The sequence below is a fragment of the Actinocorallia sp. A-T 12471 genome, assembly GCF_033875155.1.
In the GTDB taxonomy this organism is placed as follows: domain Bacteria; phylum Actinomycetota; class Actinomycetes; order Streptosporangiales; family Streptosporangiaceae; genus Actinocorallia.
The window spans coordinates 527280-546673 of record NZ_JAWZTE010000001.1; the positions used below are offsets into that span (position 1 = coordinate 527280).

Consider the following 19394-nt stretch of genomic DNA (forward strand, 5'->3'; position numbering starts at 1 on the left):
AGTCACGTAATCACGGTCACATCATGCCTGGACGACCATCCGATAACGCATCCGTCACTTCGGTTTTTCTTTGGGAACCTCACCGGCGGCTCACGGGCGGAAAACGGCGGCGTCGCGGGAATTGCACGACCGTCTCGCGCGCGGGAGCGGCCGCGGCGACGGGCGTCTGGGAGTTGTCCACAGGGCGTTCCGCGCGGTGACGGAAAGTGTGTGAGGGTGGAGGCGACGACGCGGATCAAGACCGGGTCGGCATGAGATGTGGAGGTTTGTCGTGGTCGGGTGGGGTCGGAGTGAGATGTGGGGCGTAGTGCGACATGCTAAGCGCGCGCCGAGACTGGGCATTCTGAGCTGTAGCTGGAACAATTCCCACGCGTGGCTAGGCTTGGGGCCACGAGAACACTGGGAGCGCGCCGATCGGGGGTCAGGCGCATTAGGCGGAGGCGTGCATGGCTCGCAAGTCGGCTGTCGAGGACGAGCCCGAAGTCGGCTCTGCCGCGCTCGACGAAGCCTGGGACGAGCCGCGTCGGCGCGCGAAGAGGTCGTGGAGCGGCGGGGGCGGACGCTGGTGGATCTGGATCGGACGCGCGCTGCTGTGGGCGTTCGTCCTGGTCGTCGTCGTCAACGGCATCCGCGCGCCCTTCGAGCGCTTCACCGCGGACACCCCCGCGGTGTTCGACTCCGGCAAGGGCAACGAACCGGGCTTCCCGGTCGCGGCTGCCTCGTCCTTCGCGCTCCAGTTCGCCGAGGTCTACCTGAACTACGACGCGGCGGCGACCGGAACCCGTCAAGACCGGCTCGCGCGCTTCCTCCCGGAGGGGGCGGACGCGCAGTTCGGCTGGAACGGGCTCGGCCAGCTGTCGGCCGCACAGCTCCAGGTGTACGAGGTGCAGGTGCGCGACGTCCACCGGGCGACCGTCGAGGTGATCGCGCGGCTCGGCACACGCTGGATCCGCCTCGCCGTGCCCGTCTACAGCGACGCCGGCCGCTTCGTGGTGTCCGAGCAGCCCGCGCTGCTGGAGGCCCCGGCCAAGGCGCAGCTGCCGGCGAACCCCGGCTACGAGCACGACACCGAACTGGAAGCCAAGCTGCAGAACGACCTCACAGGGTTCTTCCAGGCTTACGCGCAGAGCGACCCGGTCAACCTGCGGCGGTACACCGTCGGCAGCGACATCACCGGACTCGACTCCGCGGTCACGTTCGGCGCCATCGTCGAGGTCGACGCCCCCGTCGGCGACGCCGACGAACGCGTCGTCACCGCGACAGTCCAGTGGCGGGTGCCGCCCACGGAGGCCAGGGGCGAAGAAGGGCTGCTGCCCCAGACCTACGAGCTGACCGTGGTGAAGGGCGACGGAGACCAGTGGAACGTACGCTCGATCCGCGGCGCCGTGCAGGCCGGGTCCTAGAAATGAGGTTGTAGTGCTGTTCCACCATCTGGCGGCGGCTCTCCCCTGGGAGACGCTGGCAGCGCCCGAAGACGGGCTGAACACCGAGGATCTGGCCACCTGGCTGCGGAACCTCTTCGGTCCGCTGTTCCTGGTGATCGTCTCGATCGTCGCGCTGTTCTTCCTGTTCACCAGGGAGATCACCAGATTCGCGCAGTTCATCATGTTGGCGATCGGCATCGGAATCATCTTCTATGTGCCGAACATCATCGAGGTGACGGCCAAGGCCATAGCCACGGCCCTGGGCGTCGATCTGAACTAGGGAGGTAACTCCAGAACCGCCGGGCGGCCGATCAGCGAGGGGAGCGGCGCATGGATCTGCCCACGTACACCAACGTCTGGAGCATCGAGAAGCGGCTGTACAAGCTGTACGACCTGCGGCTGCCGATGCCGCTGCCGCTGGTCACCATCGGCGTGTACGCGGGATCGTTCCTGCCGTGGATCGTCCTGCTCCAGCTGCTGAACGTGCCGTTCGGCGCGCCCTGGCACGTGCTGTACCTGGTGCCGCCCGGCCTCGTCGCGTGGTTGGCGACCCGTCCCGTCATCGAGGGCAAGCGGCTGAACGAGCTGCTGCAGTCGCAGCTGCGTTACCTGTCGGAGCCGCGCACGTGGTGCCGTCTCACGCCGCTGCGCGAACCGCAGCGGGTCGTCGTCGTCGCCCGGGTCTGGCGCTCCCCGGACCAGGCCGCGCCCGCCCTCGAACGCGTCATGGCACGGCGTCCGTCCCCGGCTGCCCAGCCCGCCCCCGCTAAGCCCACGGCCCCGACGAGGCCCGCGGCGCCCCAGCCCCTCGCCGAGTACGCCGCCGAACACGCCCCCGACTTCGCCGCCGCCCACCAGGACGCCGTGGCCCGCATGCAGGCCCAAATGTCCGCCCAACACCTCCCCACCCCAGCCCGCCCCCCCACCACCGAACCCGGCCCCACCCCCGAACCCGGCCCCACCCCCGAACCCGGCCGTGTCCCCGCCAGGCCCGCCGCGCGCCTCGCCGAGTCCGAGCCTGGTTCCGCTAGGCTTCCCGCCCGGCTGTCCGACACCGCGTCGGACTCCGGAGCAAGGCCCGCGGCCCGCTTCGCGGAACCCGGTGCCACGCACGTCGCAGGTGTTGGCCGGTTCGAGGGGGCCGGGGATGGTGCCGGGGGTGAGGAGCGCGGCGCGGGTGTGCCGGAGCCCGAGTCCGGTGCCGCTGCCGAAGACGCTCGCGCGGTCCGCCGTCCGCGTCCGACGGCTCCCACTCCGCGCCAGGAGTGGGTACGCCCGACCCCGCCTCCCCACGAGCGCGCCTCCGAGGCCCCGGCTCCCGAGCGCGCCCGCGTGGTCCCCGGTCAGGTCGTGGCCCGCCGCGACGACGCCACGCCCGTCCCGGCTCCCCGCCCCGCGACCCCGCACTCCGCCGCCGCCATCCCGCCGCCCCGCCCCGCCCAGGCCCCCGGCCCGATCGCGTCCCAGGGCACCCCGCCCACGCCGCCCCGCCGCCCCACCTACCCCGAGGCCCCCCAGCGGCCCGCCTCCGACGCTCCCGTCCCGCCGCGCTTCACCACGCCCGGCCGCGATCGCGCCGCCGAGCCCACGACCCCCGGCACCCCGCCGCTCCCTCAGCAGGAAACCATTACAGATCGGCCGCCACGCCCCGGCACTCCGCAGCCCCCCCTGCGCGAGGACGTGGCCGAGCCCACCCCTGCCTCCGGAGCCCCCCGCCCGACTCCGTCCACCTGGACGGATGTCGAGGCCGCAGCCGCCCGCAACCGCCCGATCCCGCCCGACTCCGAAGCCACCTGGACCCGAGCAGCCGACTACCCGCCGAACCCCCCCAAATCAGACGCCACCCACCCTCAACCCGCCGAGCCGGACATCACCAGCACCGACCACCCCGAACAGACCGTCGCGACCACGCCGAGCCCCGAGCCGGGCACCGCAGGCCCCGATCACACGGAGCCGGACGCCGTGACGTCTGAGCACCCGGAGCCGGGTGCCGTGGAGGCGGAGCGGGCCGCGCGGGCAGTCGCGGGTGCGCCAAGCCTTGAGTCGGGCGTCGCGAACACTGACCGTGCTGAGCCGGGCAGTGCGGGCGCCGACCGTGCTGGGCCGGGTGCCGTGGAGGCGGAGCGGGCCGCGCGGGCAGTCGCGGGTGCGCCAAGCCTTGAGTCGGGCGTCGCGAACACTGACCGTGCTGAGCCGGGCAGTGCGGGCGCCGACCGTGCTGAGCCGGGTGCGGTGGACGCTGAGTACCCCGAGCTGGGGGTCGCGGGTGTGACGCGTTCTGAGCCGGGTGATGTGAAGGGTGATCGCGCTGAGTCGGGGGCGTCGGATGCGCGGCGTTCTGAGCTGGGTGGCGGGGACGCCGGGCGTGACGGGCAGGGTGTTGGGGACGTGGAGCGGTTTGAGGCGGAAGGTGTGGGTGTGGAGCGGTTTGAGGTGGGTGGTGTGGGTGCTGTTTGGCCTGGGGAGGGTGTTGCGGATGGCGAGCGGCCTGGGGTGGGGTCTGTGGAGTCGGAGCGTGGGGTGGGCTTCGCGGGTGTCGAGCGCGCTGACTTGGGCGTTGAGGGTGCTGAGAACGCTGACCTGAGTGTCGAGGGGTCGGACGTTGTGGGTGTGGGGCTTGCTGAGGGAGGTTCTGTGGATGTGGGGCGGGTTGTGCCGGGGTCCGCGCGTGTTGAGCGCGGTGAGTCGGGTGTCGCGGGGGCGGGTGTTGAGGGTGGGCGTCGGGAGGGTGAGGAGCGGGTGTCGGTGGAGTGGTCGGGCGCGGGGTGGAGGGGCAGGGTGCGGGATGAGGGTGCGGGGGGCGATGAGGGCTTTGGCGATGAGGGGGAATTGGGTTCTGGGGTTGAGGTGACTGGTGTGGGTGGGCCCGTGCCGGGTGGGGGTGCGCCGACGACTGTGCCGGATATTCCGCAGGTTCCCGCTGCGTTTGGTGCTGCGGCTGTTCGGCCGCAGGAGGTCCCGGTTGCTGAGGAGCTGACGAGTGGTGCCGGGGCGCAGGAACGTGTGCGTCCGGGTGGTACGCCTCATGAGGGCACTGCTGTAGCCGGGCTGCCGGAGGTTCCTGCTGGGCAGCAGGCGGCTGACCGTGTGGAGCGGGCTACGCCGACGGCCGGGCGGGCGGAAGAGGGTGCGGCTGTGCCCGAGACGGGCGGGGGCTCGGGTGCGGGTCGGCCTGCGGTCGGCGGGGTCGAGGACGCCGTGCGGTCGGGGGGCGCGCAGGCGGGTGGGGGTGCGGGGCGGCCTGTGGTCGAGGGTGGCGAGGACGGTGCTGCCGTGCAGGCCGGTGGGGGTGCGGGTGTACCCGGGAGGGTGCGGGGGGCGGATTCTGTGGCTAATCGGACGGATCACCAGGTGTGGCCGCCGGTGCCCGCGCCGGGCAGGGCGGTGCCGGTCGCGCCCGCTACGGCGCCGGATATCCCTGTTGTGGGGGCGGACGGGGTCGCGGGGTGGCCGGGCAACGAGGCTGCCGGGGTCCGGGACGGCGGTCGGCCCGGAAGCGCTGCCGCCGCGTCTGGCGCGGAGACCGAGGACGCGGGGGCTGCCGCTTGGCGTGCCGCTATGGCGGCCCCGGGGGACGCGCGAGGGAATGAGTCCGTGCGCTCCGAGCGTGGCAGTGCGGCCGAGGACGCCGGACGGCCTGGACCCGACGGCTCCGGCGCGGGCCGTCCCGCGCGCGACGGCTCGGAGGACACGCGTCGGCCTGAGCATGCCGGGAGCGGGGCGTCTGGCGCGGGCCGGCAGGGGCGTGACGGCGGTGCCGAGGGCGCGCGTTGGCCTGGGCGCGATGAGGCCGGGGTCGGGGTGCCCGGCGCTGGGCAGTGGGGCGGTGACGGCGGGGCTGAGGACGTGCGTCGGCCTGGGCGTGACGGTGCCGGGGTCGGTGCGGAGGGTGCGGGGCGTGACGGTGCGGGTTGGCCCGCGCGTGACAGTGTGGAGGACGTGCGTCGGCCTGGGCGTGCCGGGGCCCCTGAGGAGGGGGCGGGGCGTGACGGCGGTGCTGAGGGCGCGCGTTGGCCTGGGCGTGGTGTTGGTGAGGCTGGGGCTGGTCAGGCTGGGGATGGGCGGGGTTGGGGTGGGGGGGAGGGGAGGGCTTATGGGCCGTTGCCGTTTGCGGACTCCATTGGGGGAGAGGCCGGGGCGGAAGGGGAGGGCTTGGGCTCGGAGGGGCCAGGGGAGCGGCCCGGGAGTTTTGGGGAGAGGGTTGTGCGGCCTCGGATTACGGCTGTTGAGGGAAATCTGGGCTTCGGGTCGGGGAGCGGGGGCGATCGGTCGGTGTGGCCGGGTGAGCTGCCCGAGCCCGTCCAGGGCAGGGCGGTGAAGCCGGAGCCGCCGCGGGTGATGCCGCCGGAGCGGCCGGCCGAGCCGCCGCGCGAGGTGCGGTCCTCGCCCGCCTCGCCGGTGCGGCCGCGGCCCGCGCCGACGCCGGTGCCGGGCCCGAGGCAGCCCGACCGCGCGCTCGCGATCACCCCGCCCGACCAGCACGCCGAGGAGCAGTCAACGGGCGGGCTCCGCCGGCTGTTCGGCCGGGGCAACCCCGTCGACCAGGACTACGTCGAGCGGTTGCAGCGCCCGTTCCAGGGCACCCGCCGCATCGTCGTGCTCGGCTGCACGGGCGGTGCGGGCCAGACCGTCACGGGGCTGATGATCGGCCACACGTTCGCGCAGTACTGCGGCGAGCCGATCGTCGCGCTCGACGTCAACCCGGGCCCCGGCGCGCTCGCCCGCCGCACCCGCATCGACACCGACGAGACCCTGACGTCCCTGATCGCGGCGGCCGACCAGATCGGCAGCCTCGGCGCGATCCGCCGCTACACCAGCCGCGCCAAGTCCGGCCTCGACGTGATCGCGCCCGGCAAGTACCCCGTCACGGCCCTCGACGACCGCGACTACGCCGAGGCGATCCGCACCCTCGACCGCTTCTACAGCGTCACGATGGTCGACGCCGCCGCCGGCGCGGTCAGCCGGGTCCTGCCGTTCGCCGACCAGCTCGTCCTCGTCGCCCCGGCCAGTTCCGACGCGCCGCGCGCGGTGTCGATGACGTTCGAGTGGCTCGACGGGCACGGCTACGGCGATCTGCGGCAGCGCGCGGTGACCGTCATCAACGGGGTGAGCCGCCGCAGCCAGGCCGACGTGGAGCAGGCCGAGCAGGTCGCCAGGGGCCAGTGCCGCGCGCTGGTGCGCATCCCCTGGGACGACCACCTCAGCCTCGACCGCGCCCCCCGCAACGAGCTGAAGGCGCTGCGCCCGCCGACCCGCCGCGCCTACCTGGCGCTGACGGCGGTCGTCGCGGGCGGTTTCTCGGTCCTGCCCGAGCGCTACCACGACAGGTACAGCGAGCCCTACCCCGACCCGTACGGCGACCCGCCGCACGACGACCCCTACCGCGACGACCCCTACAGCGACAAAGAGAGGGCGCAGTGAGCCGGACGAAGACGAGCCGTCTGGCCGTCCGCTACTTCGACGACAGGATCCTGCTGGCCGACCAGGCCGCCTGGGCCTACTTCCGGCTGCCGACCTTCAGCTACGAGTTCACGACGAACGAGGAGCGCGAGGCGCTGGCGACCAACATCACGATCGCGCTCGCCGCGATCCGGATGCAGGACGCCGAGGTCCACCTGCGGATCGCGCACCGCACCTACCCGGCGGCGGAGTGGGCGCTGAAGCTCGACAAGACGAGTGACGGCGGCCCCGGCTGGCGCTCGTACCTGGAGGAGATGTACGGGCACGTGTGGGCCAAGGACTTCTGGTCCAAGGAGGTCTACCTCGGCGTCCGGCTGGGGCGGCGCGGCGCGCAGCTCCAGGGCTCCCTCGGCACCCTGCTCGGCTTCTACCGCAGGTCGGAGAAGACCCTCGGCCTCACCGACGACGCGATCGACGAGCGCGAGATCAAGCGCTGGACCGAGCAGGCCGAGCGGCTCGGCCGCGCGCTGGGCGGCGGCGCGCTGCGCGCCAGGCACGCCACCTCGCGCGAGGTCGCCTGGCTGTTCCAGCACGCGGTGACGGGCGCGCTGGCCGACCCGCCGCCGTCGGCGGTGCCCAAGCGCCGCTGGGGCGCGGGCGAGATCGAGGCGCTGATCGAGGGCGCGATCCACAACGGCAGGTCGCATCTGCGGATGGAGCAGCCGGGCGGCGAGTCCTTCACGGCCTACCTGTCGTTCGCGCGCTTCCCCGACCTGATGCCGTTCCCCGACGGCGAGCCGTGGCTGCACTACTGCGACTCGCTGTCCTTCCCGGTCGAGATCAGCTCGCGGATGCGGCTGATCCCCCCGGCGATGGCGTCCAAGGACGTCTCGCGCAAGCTCGCGCACGCCCGCGACATGGACGCCCACATCCGCGAGGCCGGGGCCGAGGCCCCGATCGCGCTCGCCGAGCAGATCGACGCCGCCCGCATGCTCGAGCACGGCATCACCAAGGAGCGGCTCCCGTTCGTCTACGGGTGGCACCGGCTCGTCCTCACCGCGCCGACCGAGGAGCTGCTGGTGCAGCGGGTCGACGCCGTCGTCGAGCACTACCGCGACATCGGGATCGACGTCGTCAACTCCACCGGCGACCAGTTCTCGCTGTTCAACGAGTCGCTGCCGGGCGACAGGCTGCGCCTCAACGCCTACGCGCAGCGCCAGCCGCTGCGCACGATCGCGGGCGGCATGCCGGTCGCGACGGTCGACCTCGGCGACCGCACCGACGAGAACGGCGGCGGCTGGACCGGCCCGTACGTCGGCGAGACGCTGGGCCGCGCGCGCAGCATCGTGCACTTCGACCCGCTGGTCGCCGCGGCCCGCAACCGTCCGACGGCCGTCGCCATCACCGGCGAGCCGGGCGGCGGCAAGACCACGCTGGCGCTGCTGCTGCTCTACCAGATGGCGCTGCGCGGCGTCACGATCGCCGCGATCGACCCCAAGGGCGACGCGGAGGCCCTTGTGGAGCTGCTGAAGGCCCGCGGCCGCAAGGCCCGCATCCTGCCCCTGGGTTCGGCGGCTCCCGGCCTCCTCGACCCGTTCAGCTTCGGCGACGACCTCGCCGCGATGCGCACGATGGCCACCGAGACGCTCAGGCTGCTGCTGCCGCGCATGTCCGAGGAGCGCGAGTCGGCGATGATCCAGGCGGTCGGCGCGGTCGCGAACGCCGAGCAGCCTTCGCTCGGCAAGGTCGTCGACTACCTCGAGGCCGCCGATGACCCCGCGTCCAAGAACCTCGGCGCGGTGCTGCGCTCGATGTCGGAAATGCGGCTTGCGTCCCTGTGCTTCGACCCGTCAGGCGGCGACCGTATAGACACCGCCGGATGGACCACAGTGTTCACCCTCGGGGGCCTCACGCTCCCCGACGTCACCATCGGACGCGAGGACTACTCCTACGAGCAGCGTCTCTCCGTCGCTCTCATGTACCTCGTGTCCCAGTTCGCCCGCAGACTCATGCACGGCCTGGACAGACGCCTGCCCAAAGCCATCTTCCTGGACGAGGCTTGGGCCATCACATCGACACCTGAAGGCGCCAAACTGGTGCCGGAAGTGTCGCGCATGGGCCGCTCCCGCAACACTGCGTTGATCTTGGTTTCCCAGAACGCCGGAGACCTGTTGAATGAGCAGGTGACGAACTGTCTCTCGTCGGTGTTCTCGTTCAGGTCAAGCGAACGGGTGGAGGTCGGGCACGTGATGTCACTGCTCGGCGTTGAGGCGTCCGAGGAGCACATGGCGGTGCTGCGCAACCTCGGCAACGGCGAGTGCGTTTTCCGGGATCTGGACGGCCGGGCGGGCCGGATCGGCGTGGATCTGATCTCCGAGGAACTCCAGCGCTGGCTCGACACCAACCCGACCCGGCAGAAGCCGGTGCTGTCCAAGGCGGGGGCGATATCGGCGGGGGCCGACTCAGAGGAGAACACGGGATGAGGCTCCGCCGTCGCGGAAACGCACGCCGCAGGTCACTGTGGCTGCTGCTCTGCATGGCCCTGTTCCTGTTGTGCACCCCCGCGGCGAACGCTGCTCCGACGCCGCCATGGAGCACCAACCCCAATGACGCCTGCGCACCGGCCACGTCGCCCGCGCCCGAGGCATACCTGTCCGGCAGCGACGGTCTCATCAAGCCCCCCGACTACCCCAACGAGCAGCTGAAGGCGACCGCCGCAGAGCAGCTCACCTACTACGACCGTTACGGCACCGCGGGCCAGACCTGGTACGCGGTCGACATGGGGTGCGGCGACGCGATGTCGCTGATGGGCAACTCCGTGGCGAACACCGTGTTCACCCTGGTCCGCGCGATCGACCGCACGACCATCAGCGTCTACCAGTCGGCGGCGTCGGAGTCGCTGCTCGCCTGGCTGAAGAACACCGTCGACGACGTCATCACCGGCATGGGCGAGACCTTCAACGCCCGCTACTGGACCCCCGTGGTGATCCTCGCGGCGATCACGCTCGCGTGGTGGGGCCTGGTCCGCAAGCGCACGTCCAAGGTGGCCGAGGGCACCATCTGGATGGTCGCGGCGATGGTCGGCCTGATGTGGCTGATCGCGCGTCCGGGCGACTTCACGACGCTCGGCACGACGGTCTCCAACGCCACCAGCGCGGCGTTCAACGCGGCGCTTCCGCAGAGCAACGCGGGCACGACGTGCATCCCGACCCCCGAGGGCAAGCCGACGGTCGACTACGCCGAGCTCGACGCCACCACCCGCAACGCCAACGGCCTGTGGGTGGCGCTGGTGTGCAAGCCGTGGCTGATGGGCGAGTTCGGCACGACCGACCCCGAGGCCGAGGTCGTCAAGAAGCACGCGGACAAGCTCCTGTACGCGCAGGCGGTGGACCTCCCGGAGACGTACGGCACGGCGACGCCGGACTTCGGCGACAAGGCCGACGCCTACAAGGAGGTCGCCAAGGACATCAAGGAGAACTACGCGGGCGTCTACCCGGTCTTCCAGGGCAAGCAGTGGACGTCGCGGCTCGCCGTCGCGTTCGGCGCGCTGTTCGCGGCGCTGGTGGCGGGCCTGCTGATCCTGGTGATCTCGGTGACGCTGATCATCGTGAAGATCGCGTTCCTGCTGCTGCTGGTGGCGGGCCCGATCTTCCTGGGGATCGGCATCCATCCGGGGATCGGCCGGGTGATCGCGGTGCGCTGGCTCGAGCTGCTGCTGTCGATGCTGCTCAAACAGGCGGCCCTCATCGGCGTGCTCGCGTTGTTGCTGTGGGCTTACGGGCTGATCCTCGGCGAGGGCCTGCCATGGGGCCTGCAGATCATGCTGCTCGCCCTGGTGACGGGCGCGGCGTTCATCTACCGCAAACCGTTCCAGCATCTGTTCGCGTCGGTCGGGTACTCGGCGGTGTCGCGCAACAGGTCGCAGGAGGAGCTGGAGAAGTCGATCCTCACCGTCCGCAAGAACACGCTGTCGGTGGCGCAGGGCGCCGCCGCGCCGGGCTCGGCGCTGTCGCGGCTCGTGCGGCGTGAGGGCGGCGCGCCCGCGCTGGCGATCGGCGGCGAGGACGGCGGCGGCGCCTCCGGCGGTGGCACGCTCACCAAGTCGCGGGTCGCCGACGGCGGCTCCGGCCGCGCGGCCGACACCGCGCCCCCGCTCAACCTGCCGACGCGCAGGGGCGGCGCGGCGGCGGCGTCCGGCGGCGGTGGCGGTGGCGGAGCTGCGGTCTCCGGCGGCGGAGGCGGCGGTGCGGTCCCGTCCGGCAGGGGAAGGGGCGGCGGCGGGTCCGGTGGCAGGCCGCCCAAGCCCGCGCCGCGCAAGCTCGCGACCGCGCCCAAGCGGCCCGAGCCGGGCACGTCACGGCCGGTCTCCTGGGGCGACAGGGGCGAGCGGGCGCGCCCGCCCGCGCCGCGGCAGGGCGACGTGCCAGCGCCGCGCAGCCCCGGCATCAGGCCGTCGACCCCCGCCCCCGAGGCCCCGCGCGACCAGGCGCCCCCGCTGTGGGCGCGCAGGGTGGCCGACACCGAGCCGCCCGCGCCGTTCTGGCTGAAGCCCTCCGAGCCCTCCGACGACTGACGTGCCATGGATCTGAGCGACGACCGCCAGCGCCGTCTCCTGTTCGCCGGGATCGCGGCGGCGCTGGTGCTGCTCGGCCTCTGGCTGGCGTGGCCGCGCCCCGACACCTCCCCGACGGGCGCGGCGACCCCGTCCGCGACGGCCACCGCCACGCCCCCGCCCGCCCCCGTGACGCCCCCGCCGGGCATCGCGGGCGAGGTCGACCCGAACGCGTTCGACGTCTACCGGCTGCTGCCGTTCGGCCGTAAGGACTTCGCGACGGCCGCGACCACCGCGCAGCGTTTCGTGAGCGCTTACGGCACCTACCGGTTCGACGAGGAGCCGCAGACCTACCTCGACAGGCTGCGCCCGTTCGTCGTCGACCCCGTCTACGCCGACCTGCGCGCCGCCGCCTCCAGCGCGGGCGTGCTCGAGGAGCGCCGCCAAGCCCAGACCGTCGCGGCGGGCAGCGCCTCCCTCGACGCCATCAGGACGTTCGGCACCACGTCGGTGACGTTCCTGGTGACCGGCATCCAGGACGTCGACTCGACGGCGGGCAAGCGCTCGGAGTCCAAGTCGTGGGCGGTCACCGTCCAGAACGAGGGGGGCTCCTGGCGGGTCCACTCGTTCTCCCCGGCCGACGTGGGACAGGCGGGTGAAGCACAGTGAGGCGCAGGCTCATCGCACTCGGCGCGGTCGGCGTGTTCGGCGCGATGTTCTTCGCGCTGCTCGTGGTGCCGACCTTCTTCGGCGCGACGCAGTTCCTGTTCGGCGGTGGCGGCGGCAACGGCAACTGCGTCGACACCGCCAACGCGGCGAACCAGCCGACGGAGGCCGAGGCCGCCCAGGGCATCCCCGCCGACTACCTCGCCCTGTACAAGGCGGCGGGCGAGGAGTACGGCATCCCGTGGAACGTGCTGGCGGGCGTCGGCAGGGTCGAGACCATCCACGGCACCCTGAAGGGCGACGGCGTCCTCAGCGGCGAGAACTACGCGGGCGCGGGCGGCCCGATGCAGTTCCTCCAGGCCACCTGGAACGCGTTCGGCGTCGACGGCGACGGCGACGGCGACAAGGACAGGTACGACCCGCGTGACGCCATCCCCGGCGCGGCCGCGTACCTGAAGCACAACAAGGCCCCGGAGAAGATCCGCACAGCCCTGTTCATGTACAACCACAGCTGGGACTACGTGGACCTCGTCCTCGAGTGGGCCGACAAGTACGCGTCCGGCGACTTCCAGGTCGTGCAGAACGCGGCCCTGCCGGACTGCAAGGACACCGAGGGCCTGCCCGCCTACGCCGACGACCTCGTCAAGACGATCATCGACTTCGCGCTCGCCCAGCGCGGCAAGCCCTACATCTGGGGCGGCACCGGCCCCGACGGCTACGACTGCTCGGGCCTGCTCCAGATGGCCTACAAGGAGGCCGGCCTGACGATCCCGCGCGTCACGTTCGACCAGTGGCCGTTCGGCAAGCGGATCAAGGACGGCGAGGAGCAGCCCGGCGACCTCGCGTTCTTCTCCTCGGGCCCGAACAACGCGCCGGGACGGCCCGGCCACGTCGGCATGGTGATCGGCGAGAACAAGATGATCGTCGCGCGCTGCGCCAAGTGCGATCCGGCGATCGGCGTGTTCCCGTACCGGATCAGGACGCTCGTCGGGTTCACCCGTCCGATGGCCAACCCCGCGGTGATCGCGCAGATCGAGGCGCTCGGCTAGGGGCGGCCCGCCGCGGACCGGGTTGCCCGGCGGGCTCTGGCAGACTGGGCGGGTGCTGTCCGATGACCTTTTCCACCCGCTCGACCTTGACGACGCGCTCGAGGAGGCGGCCGAGGTCGGCGGCCGCGAGGCGGTGGTCGACCTGCTGCTGCGCGCGCTCGACGATCCGCGCGCCAAGGGCGACGAGGCGCTGCCTGAGTACCTCGACGAGCTGATCGACCAGCTCACCGCGCTCAAGCGGTACGAGGAGGCGATCGCGGCGGCCTACCGGCTGATCGAGGTGGACGAGGCGGCGCGCCTCGAGGAGCTCGGCGCGATCGCGCACCTGCACGCGCTGAACGGCGACGCCGAGACCGCGCGTGATCTGCTCGTGCGACTGCGCGGCGAGGTCGAGCCGCTCGAAGGGCTGATGAACACCCTCGTGCTCGCCAACGACCTCGGCGACCAGGAGACCGCGGTCCGCTGGCTCGCCGAGGACCTGCGCCGGGCCGTGGTGGAGGGCTGGGACCCCGATCTCGTGCTCGTGCTGCGCGGCCACTTCCGGCGGCTCGGCGGGTCAGACGCCAAGCTCGAGTCGGTTGTCGGGGCGTATCTGCCGCAGACCGAGCCGGAGATCCCCGGCAAGCGGCTGCCGACCGGCCCGCGTTACGTCCATCCGGGCGCGGACCGGCTGGAGATCGAGCGCGGGATGCGCGCCGACCTGTCCGCGCGCATCGTGACGCCAGAGGGCGCGCTGATCCCGTGGCCGCCGGAGCGGAACGACGCGTGCTGGTGCGGGTCGGGCGCGAAGTACAAGAAGTGCTGCGGGCGGCCCGCCGTGTGAGGGAGGTTTCCTTGTTCGGTTCAGACGGTTCAGACGGTTCGGTCGGTCGAGTGGCGGGCGCGGGCGTGCCCGTCGTGGTGGGCGCGGCGATCATCGAGGGCGGACGGCTGCTCGCGGCGCAGCGGGCCGCCCCGTCGTCGCTGGCCGGGGGCTGGGAGCTGCCCGGGGGCAAGGTCGATCCCGGCGAGTCCGACGAGGCGGCCCTGATCCGCGAGTGCCGTGAGGAGCTCGCGGTGACCGTCAAGCTGCTCGACAGGATCGGCGGCGACTGGCCGATCGGCGAGGCCGGGGTCCTGCGGGTGTGGACGGCCCGCCTGATCGCGGGCCGTCCCGTGGCGCTCGAGCACTCGGCGCTGCGCTGGCTGGGCGCGGACGAGCTCGATTCCGTCGCCTGGCTGCCCGGCGACCTTCCGGTGGTCGACGCCGTCCGCCCGCGCCTGCTGCGCGACCGCTAGATCCGGACCGCCCCGTTGTAGTCGCGCCGGTCGGCCAGTGGTGTGATTTTCACGACATCTCCGGACGACGGCGCCTGCACGAACTTGCCCTCGCCGATGTAGATCCCGACATGGCTGCGGCTCGCGTTGAAGAAGACGAGGTCGCCGGGCCGCAGCGCCGACCTGGCGACCTTCGTCCCCCGGTCCCACAGCGCCCCGGTGTAGTGCGGCAGGCCGGGCTTCCCGGCCTGCGCGAACGCCCAGACGACGAGGCCCGAGCAGTCGAACGCGTCGGGCCCGGCGGCCGCCCAGACGTAGGGGTCGCCGAGTTGGTCGAGCGCCGCGCGGGTGGCCACCGCCGCGGTCCCGCCGCCCCACACGGTGACGCCCTGGTAGGTGTAGGCGTCGCGCAGGTCGGCCTTGACCTGGGTGATCCTCGCGGCGGTGACGGCCCGGGCGTCCCGGATCCGCTCGACCTTGTCGACGGTCTCCTGGAGCCGCGCGCGGGCGGTCTCGGCCGCCGCGTCGGCGTCGGCGGCGGCCTGCGCGGCGGCGTCCCTGCGGGTCTCCAGGTCGTCGGAGGGTGATCCGGCGATGCGCAGGAACGCGGCCTGGAGCAGGTTGACGGGCGGGGGAACGGCGGCGACCTGGTCGACGAGGTCGCGGTGGGCGGCCCGGCGCAGGTCGGCCTCGGCGGCCGCCGCGAACGCGGCGTTCTGCGCGGCGAGCAGTGCCTTCTGGTCGGCGGCTATCTCCTTGTCCAGGTCCCTGACCTGGCCTTCGAGTCCGTCAAGGCGCTGCTGGAGCCGGTCGGGGTCGGGCTTGGGCGCGGCCCCGGCGGGCGGCGCGAGCAGGGGGGAGGCCGCGCCGGCGAGCACGACGGCGGCAAGGGTGAAACGGACGCCCTTCAACGGGGGTCTCTCCTCTCGACGGCCTACCGGGTTAGCTGACGGGTTCGGGCGGGAGGACGCCCTACCGCTGGGGGAGCGGATTCACCCCGGGGGAAACACATGGGTCCCCGGCTCCCCGCGAGGCGCGGGGACTCGGCACGCGCCGCAGCCTACGAAAGACGTCAAATCATGACAAATAACCCAAAAGAGACGGTCAAGGCCGGGGGTGGGGAGGGCGGCCAGCGTGGCACCGGCGGGAAGCCACTAGAATCGTGGGGTACAGCTATCTGCCGCCGCCGGCTCGTGAGTCATCCGATCTTCTTCCACGCGGCGAATCCGACACGAAACCGAGCGTGCCTTCATGCCCATCGCCACCCGTGATGACCTGCGCAACGTAGCCATCGTCGCCCATGTCGACCACGGAAAGACCACGCTGGTCGACGCCATGCTCTGGCAGTCCGGCGCCTTCCGCGACAACCAGTCCGTCGACGAACGGGTCATGGACTCCAACGACCTCGAGCGGGAGAAGGGCATCACGATCCTGGCGAAGAACACCGCGGTCCGCCACGGTGACCTTCTGCTGAACATCATCGACACCCCCGGCCACGCCGACTTCGGCGGCGAGGTCGAGCGCGGCCTGTCCATGGTGGACGGCGTCGTCCTGCTCGTGGACGCCTCCGAGGGCCCGCTCCCGCAGACCAGGTTCGTGCTCCGCAAGGCGCTGTCGGCCAAGATGCCGGTCATCCTCGTCATCAACAAGGTCGACCGGCCCGACGCCAGGATCGCCGAGGTCATCGACGAGGTCTACGAGCTGTTCATGGACCTCGACGCGACCGAGGAGCAGATCGACTTCCCGATCGTCTACGCCTCAGGCCGCGCCGGACGCGCCAGCCTCACCAAGCCAGGCAACGGCGAGATGCCCGACAACGAGGACCTCGAGCCGCTGTTCCAGGTCATCCGCGAGACGATCCCCGCCCCCGCCTTCGACCCCGACGCGCCCTTCCAGGCCCACGTCACCAACCTCGACGCGTCAAGCTACCTCGGCCGTATCGCGCTGTGCCGGGTGCACAACGGCACGATCAAGAAGGGCCAGCAGGTCGCCTGGTGCAAGGCCGACGGCACGGTCGAGCGGGTGAAGATCTCCGAGCTCCTGATGACCGAGGCGCTGGAGCGCAAGCCCGCCGAGTCCGCGGGCCCCGGCGACATCATTGCCATCGCCGGCATCTCCGACATCATGATCGGCGAGACCCTCGCCGACCCCGAGGACCCGCGCCCGCTGCCGCTCATCACCGTCGACGAGCCCGCGATCTCGATGCTGCTCGGCACCAACACCGGCCCGCTGTCCGGCCGCGAGAAGGGCACCAAGGTCACCGCCCGCCTCGTCAAGGACCGCCTCGACCGCGAGCTCATCGGCAACGTGTCACTGCGCGTGCTGCCCACCGACCGCCCCGACGCCTGGGAGGTCCAGGGCCGCGGCGAGCTCGCGCTGGCTATCCTCGTGGAGACCATGCGGCGTGAGGGCTACGAGCTGACCCTCGGCAAGCCCCGCGTCGTCACCCGCCAGGTCGACGGCAAGCTGCACGAGCCCGTCGAGCGCCTGACCGTCGACATCCCCGAGGAGTACCTCGGCGCGGTCACCCAGCTCCTTGCCGTCCGCAAGGGCCGCATGGAGCACATGACCAACCACGGCACCGGCTGGATCCGGATGGAGTTCCTGGTCCCCGCGCGCGGCCTCATCGGCTTCCGCACCGAGTTCCTCACCGAGACCCGCGGCACCGGCATCGCCCACCAGGTCTTCGAGAAGTACGAGCCCTGGTTCGGCGAGCTGCGCACCCGTCCGACGGGCTCGCTCGTCTCCGACCGCGCCGGCGTCGCCACCACGTACGCGATGTTCAACCTCCAGGAGCGCGGCACCCTGTTCGTCGACCCCGCGCAGGAGGTCTACGAGGGCATGATCATCGGCGAGAACTCGCGCGCCGACGACATGAGCGTGAACATCACCAAGGAGAAGCAGAAGACCAACATCCGCTCCTCCACGGCCGAGGAGTTCGACCGCCTCGTCCCGCCGAAGAAGCTCTCCATGGAAGCCGCCCTGGAGTTCATCCGCGACGACGAGTGCGTCGAGATCACCCCCACCGCCGTCCGCCTCCGCAAGGTCGTCCTCGACACCAAGGACCGCGAACGCCAGGCCGCCCGCGCCAAGCGCGCCTAGCACTACCGGGGGGTAGTCCCCCACGCAACAAAGGGCCCGGTGACCTGCGAAAACCCGGGCCCTTTTTGCTGATTCCGCCTACCCTTGAGTGACGGGTTCCCTACGCTGAGACCGGAGCTGAACGTGCAGGGAAAGGTGCGGAAAGTGACAAAAGTCGTTGTGAAGGATTACCCCCTCGTTCTGCCCGACACGCCGTACAACCTCTGGGTCAGCGGGGCACTGGACGACTACCTCCACCCCCCCGAGGACTTCCGGGTCGAGATCATCAACGGGGAGATCGTCTTGTCGCCTGCTCCGGCAGTCCGTCACAACAGGATCGTGCAGTCGATCACCTACCAGTTCAACGCCGCGCACTTCCAGGACCCGGACTTCCCCTGGACCGTGGACAGCGGCAGCGCGGTGAACCTGGTGGGCGTCGGGGACGGGTACGTCCCCGACCTGATCGTGGTCGAGAACCAGGTCTGCGCGGAGGCCGAGGCGGCGGACGTCGGGGTCTGGGTGGCCGACCAGATCGAGATGGCGGTGGAGGTGACCTCCAAGGGGAACCCGCGCGCTGACCGGCCCACTCGTGCGGGAGAGCCGCGGATGAAGTGGTCCGGATACGCGCGGGCGGAGATCCCCTACTACCTTCTGGTGGACAGGGACCCGAAGATCGCGCGCGTCACGCTGTTCTCGGTGCCGGACGCCAACGTCGGGGCCTACCTCCAGGAGGAGTCGTGGGACCTGGGCAAGCCGGTGACGCTTCCGGAGCACCTCGGTGTCACGCTCGCCACGGACACCTGGCGTACGTGGGGTCCGGACGGCGTCGAAGAACGATGACGCTGTAGTCGGGGAGACGATCGAGGCCCGCTCCGGAGTTCGGGGCGGGCCTCAGTCGTGTTCGGGGCGCTACAGGAGGGGTTTGCCCTTGGTGTCCACCTTGACGGACTTGGAGTAGGTGCGGAAGGTGTCCGGGGAGCCGTCGAAGACGACCTGGAACTTGGCGTCGCACCAGGTTTTGGCCTTGAGGGTGAAGGTGCCCTTTTTGGAGGTCTTGCCGGAGACGGCGCTGTACCAGGCGTCGCCCTTGAGGCACTTGAAGATGACGGTGACCTTGCGGCCCGCGTAGGGGACCGGCTTCTTCTTGTGCTTGGCGTTGAGGCGCTTGAGGGTGCCCGTCACGGTGATCTTCTTGCCGACCTTGATCTTGCGCGGGGAGATCTTGAGGCCGGTGATGGAGGTCTTCCAGCGCCATGCCTTGACGACCTTGGTGGTGGCCGGGGCGTAGACCTTGGTGCCGGGGAAGTGCATCCGCCACCAGCCGGGCGTGGCCTGCTGGAACGACGCGCGCAGCCTGCCCTCGTGGTCGGGGCGCAGCGTCTGGACGGTCCGCCACGCCTTGTTGTCCGGGGAGAACTGGAGCAGGACGGAGTCGGGGCCGTTCGGGTCGCGGTCGGAGCCGAGCTTGAAGCGGGCCGCGGCGGTGACCTGGCGGCGCGCGTCGTGCTTGACCGAGAAGTCGAACAGCAGCGCCTTGGCCAGCACCCGCACCCCGACCGGGCGGCTGAAGTACTGCTCGCCGGGCGCGAGCGTGAACACCGCCTCCCACGTGGTGGTGAGGTTCGGTGTGGCGACCTTGCTGAACGCGCCCTTGGCGTCGGTCGTGGCGGTGAGCGGCTCGCTGCTGCCGTAGACGTCCTGGATGACGATCTCGCGGTCGGTCAGCGGGACCGTGGCGCCCTCGGCGGTCTTGCCGCGCAGGGTGCCCGACAGCGTCACCGGGGAGCCGGTGGCGACGGTTCCGGCGTCGGCCGCCAGGGTGACGGCGGCCGAGACCACGGGCGGGTCATCCGCCCGCGCCGACGCCTGGGCCGGGGACAGCACCGCGGCCACGACGGCCAGGGCGGTGAGGATACTGCGACGCACGACGATCTCGCCTCCACTCACGATGGCGTGATCGTACAA

14 protein-coding genes, 1 pseudogene and 1 riboswitch are annotated in these 19394 nt (G+C 71.6%); of the genes and pseudogenes, 12 read left to right on the forward strand and 3 right to left on the reverse strand.

Annotated elements, in window-relative coordinates; all coding sequences use genetic code 11:
* The first annotated feature begins 446 nt into the window (after positions 1 to 446).
* The 3 genes and pseudogenes from R9X44_RS02485 to R9X44_RS35665 all read left to right on the forward strand — a co-directional run.
* Complete coding sequence (locus R9X44_RS02485; RefSeq protein ID WP_319812274.1) at positions 447 to 1403, forward strand: conjugal transfer protein; 957 nt, start codon at positions 447 to 449, stop codon at positions 1401 to 1403.
* A gap of 16 nt (positions 1404 to 1419) precedes the next feature.
* Positions 1420 to 1704 (forward strand): hypothetical protein, encoded by a 285-nt coding sequence (locus R9X44_RS02490; protein ID WP_319812783.1) that lies wholly within the window; start codon positions 1420 to 1422, stop codon positions 1702 to 1704.
* Between the two features lie 50 nt (positions 1705 to 1754).
* Positions 1755 to 2000, forward strand: a pseudogene (locus tag R9X44_RS35665) (conjugal transfer protein); the annotation flags it as partial.
* Positions 2001 to 3257: 1257 nt separating this feature from the next.
* Here R9X44_RS35665 and R9X44_RS02500 read toward each other — a convergent pair.
* Complete coding sequence (locus R9X44_RS02500; protein ID WP_319812276.1) at positions 3258 to 4772, reverse strand: hypothetical protein; 1515 nt, start codon at positions 4770 to 4772, stop codon at positions 3258 to 3260.
* A gap of 924 nt (positions 4773 to 5696) precedes the next feature.
* Here R9X44_RS02500 and R9X44_RS02505 point away from each other — a divergent pair.
* The 7 genes from R9X44_RS02505 to R9X44_RS02535 are packed head-to-tail and all read left to right on the forward strand — an operon-like array spanning position 5697 to position 14369.
* A complete protein-coding gene (locus R9X44_RS02505) occupies positions 5697 to 6845 on the forward strand; it encodes a hypothetical protein (protein ID WP_319812277.1) in 1149 nt (382 codons plus the stop codon).
* On the forward strand, positions 6842 to 9307 hold the full coding sequence (locus tag R9X44_RS02510; RefSeq protein WP_319812278.1) for an ATP-binding protein: 2466 nt from the start codon (positions 6842 to 6844) through the stop codon (positions 9305 to 9307). Before R9X44_RS02505 ends, R9X44_RS02510 begins: the two co-directional genes overlap by 4 nt.
* Entirely contained in the window at positions 9304 to 11397 is a 2094-nt protein-coding gene (locus R9X44_RS02515; protein ID WP_319812279.1) for a type IV secretion system protein, read from the forward strand. The genes R9X44_RS02510 and R9X44_RS02515 overlap by 4 nt, the downstream gene beginning before the upstream one ends.
* A 6-nt stretch (positions 11398 to 11403) precedes the next feature.
* Positions 11404 to 12045 carry a hypothetical protein gene (locus tag R9X44_RS02520; protein WP_319812280.1) on the forward strand — a complete coding sequence of 214 codons (642 nt, stop codon included), beginning with the start codon at positions 11404 to 11406 and terminating at the stop codon, positions 12043 to 12045.
* Positions 12042 to 13091 (forward strand): bifunctional lytic transglycosylase/C40 family peptidase, encoded by a 1050-nt coding sequence (locus tag R9X44_RS02525; RefSeq protein WP_319812281.1) that lies wholly within the window; start codon positions 12042 to 12044, stop codon positions 13089 to 13091. The genes R9X44_RS02520 and R9X44_RS02525 overlap by 4 nt, the downstream gene beginning before the upstream one ends.
* 52 nt (positions 13092 to 13143) lie before the next feature.
* Positions 13144 to 13914, forward strand: coding sequence for an SEC-C domain-containing protein (locus R9X44_RS02530; RefSeq protein ID WP_319812282.1), 771 nt, complete (start codon positions 13144 to 13146; stop codon positions 13912 to 13914).
* 50 nt (positions 13915 to 13964) lie between these two features.
* The gene (locus tag R9X44_RS02535; RefSeq protein ID WP_319812283.1) at positions 13965 to 14369 is read left to right on the forward strand and encodes a (deoxy)nucleoside triphosphate pyrophosphohydrolase; all 405 of its coding nucleotides are present in this window, start codon (positions 13965 to 13967) and stop codon (positions 14367 to 14369) included.
* Here R9X44_RS02535 and R9X44_RS02540 read toward each other — a convergent pair.
* Positions 14366 to 15259: a C40 family peptidase gene (locus tag R9X44_RS02540; RefSeq protein WP_319812284.1), complete on the reverse strand. Its 894-nt coding sequence runs from the start codon at positions 15257 to 15259 to the stop codon at positions 14366 to 14368. The genes R9X44_RS02535 and R9X44_RS02540 overlap by 4 nt on opposite strands.
* A gap of 5 nt (positions 15260 to 15264) precedes the next feature.
* Positions 15265 to 15407, reverse strand: a riboswitch (cyclic di-AMP (ydaO/yuaA leader).
* A 192-nt stretch (positions 15408 to 15599) separates the two neighbouring features.
* Here R9X44_RS02540 and typA point away from each other — a divergent pair.
* Together typA and R9X44_RS02550 are read left to right on the forward strand one after the other, a co-directional pair.
* Positions 15600 to 17450 carry a translational GTPase TypA gene (typA, locus tag R9X44_RS02545; protein ID WP_319812285.1) on the forward strand — a complete coding sequence of 617 codons (1851 nt, stop codon included), beginning with the start codon at positions 15600 to 15602 and terminating at the stop codon, positions 17448 to 17450.
* 159 nt (positions 17451 to 17609) lie between these two features.
* Positions 17610 to 18269: a Uma2 family endonuclease gene (locus tag R9X44_RS02550; RefSeq protein ID WP_319812286.1), complete on the forward strand. Its 660-nt coding sequence runs from the start codon at positions 17610 to 17612 to the stop codon at positions 18267 to 18269.
* Positions 18270 to 18338: 69 nt separating this feature from the next.
* On the opposite strand, the gene R9X44_RS02555 is transcribed toward R9X44_RS02550, so the two are convergent.
* On the reverse strand, positions 18339 to 19376 hold the full coding sequence (locus R9X44_RS02555; protein WP_319812287.1) for a hypothetical protein: 1038 nt from the start codon (positions 19374 to 19376) through the stop codon (positions 18339 to 18341).
* Positions 19377 to 19394 lie beyond the last annotated feature (18 nt).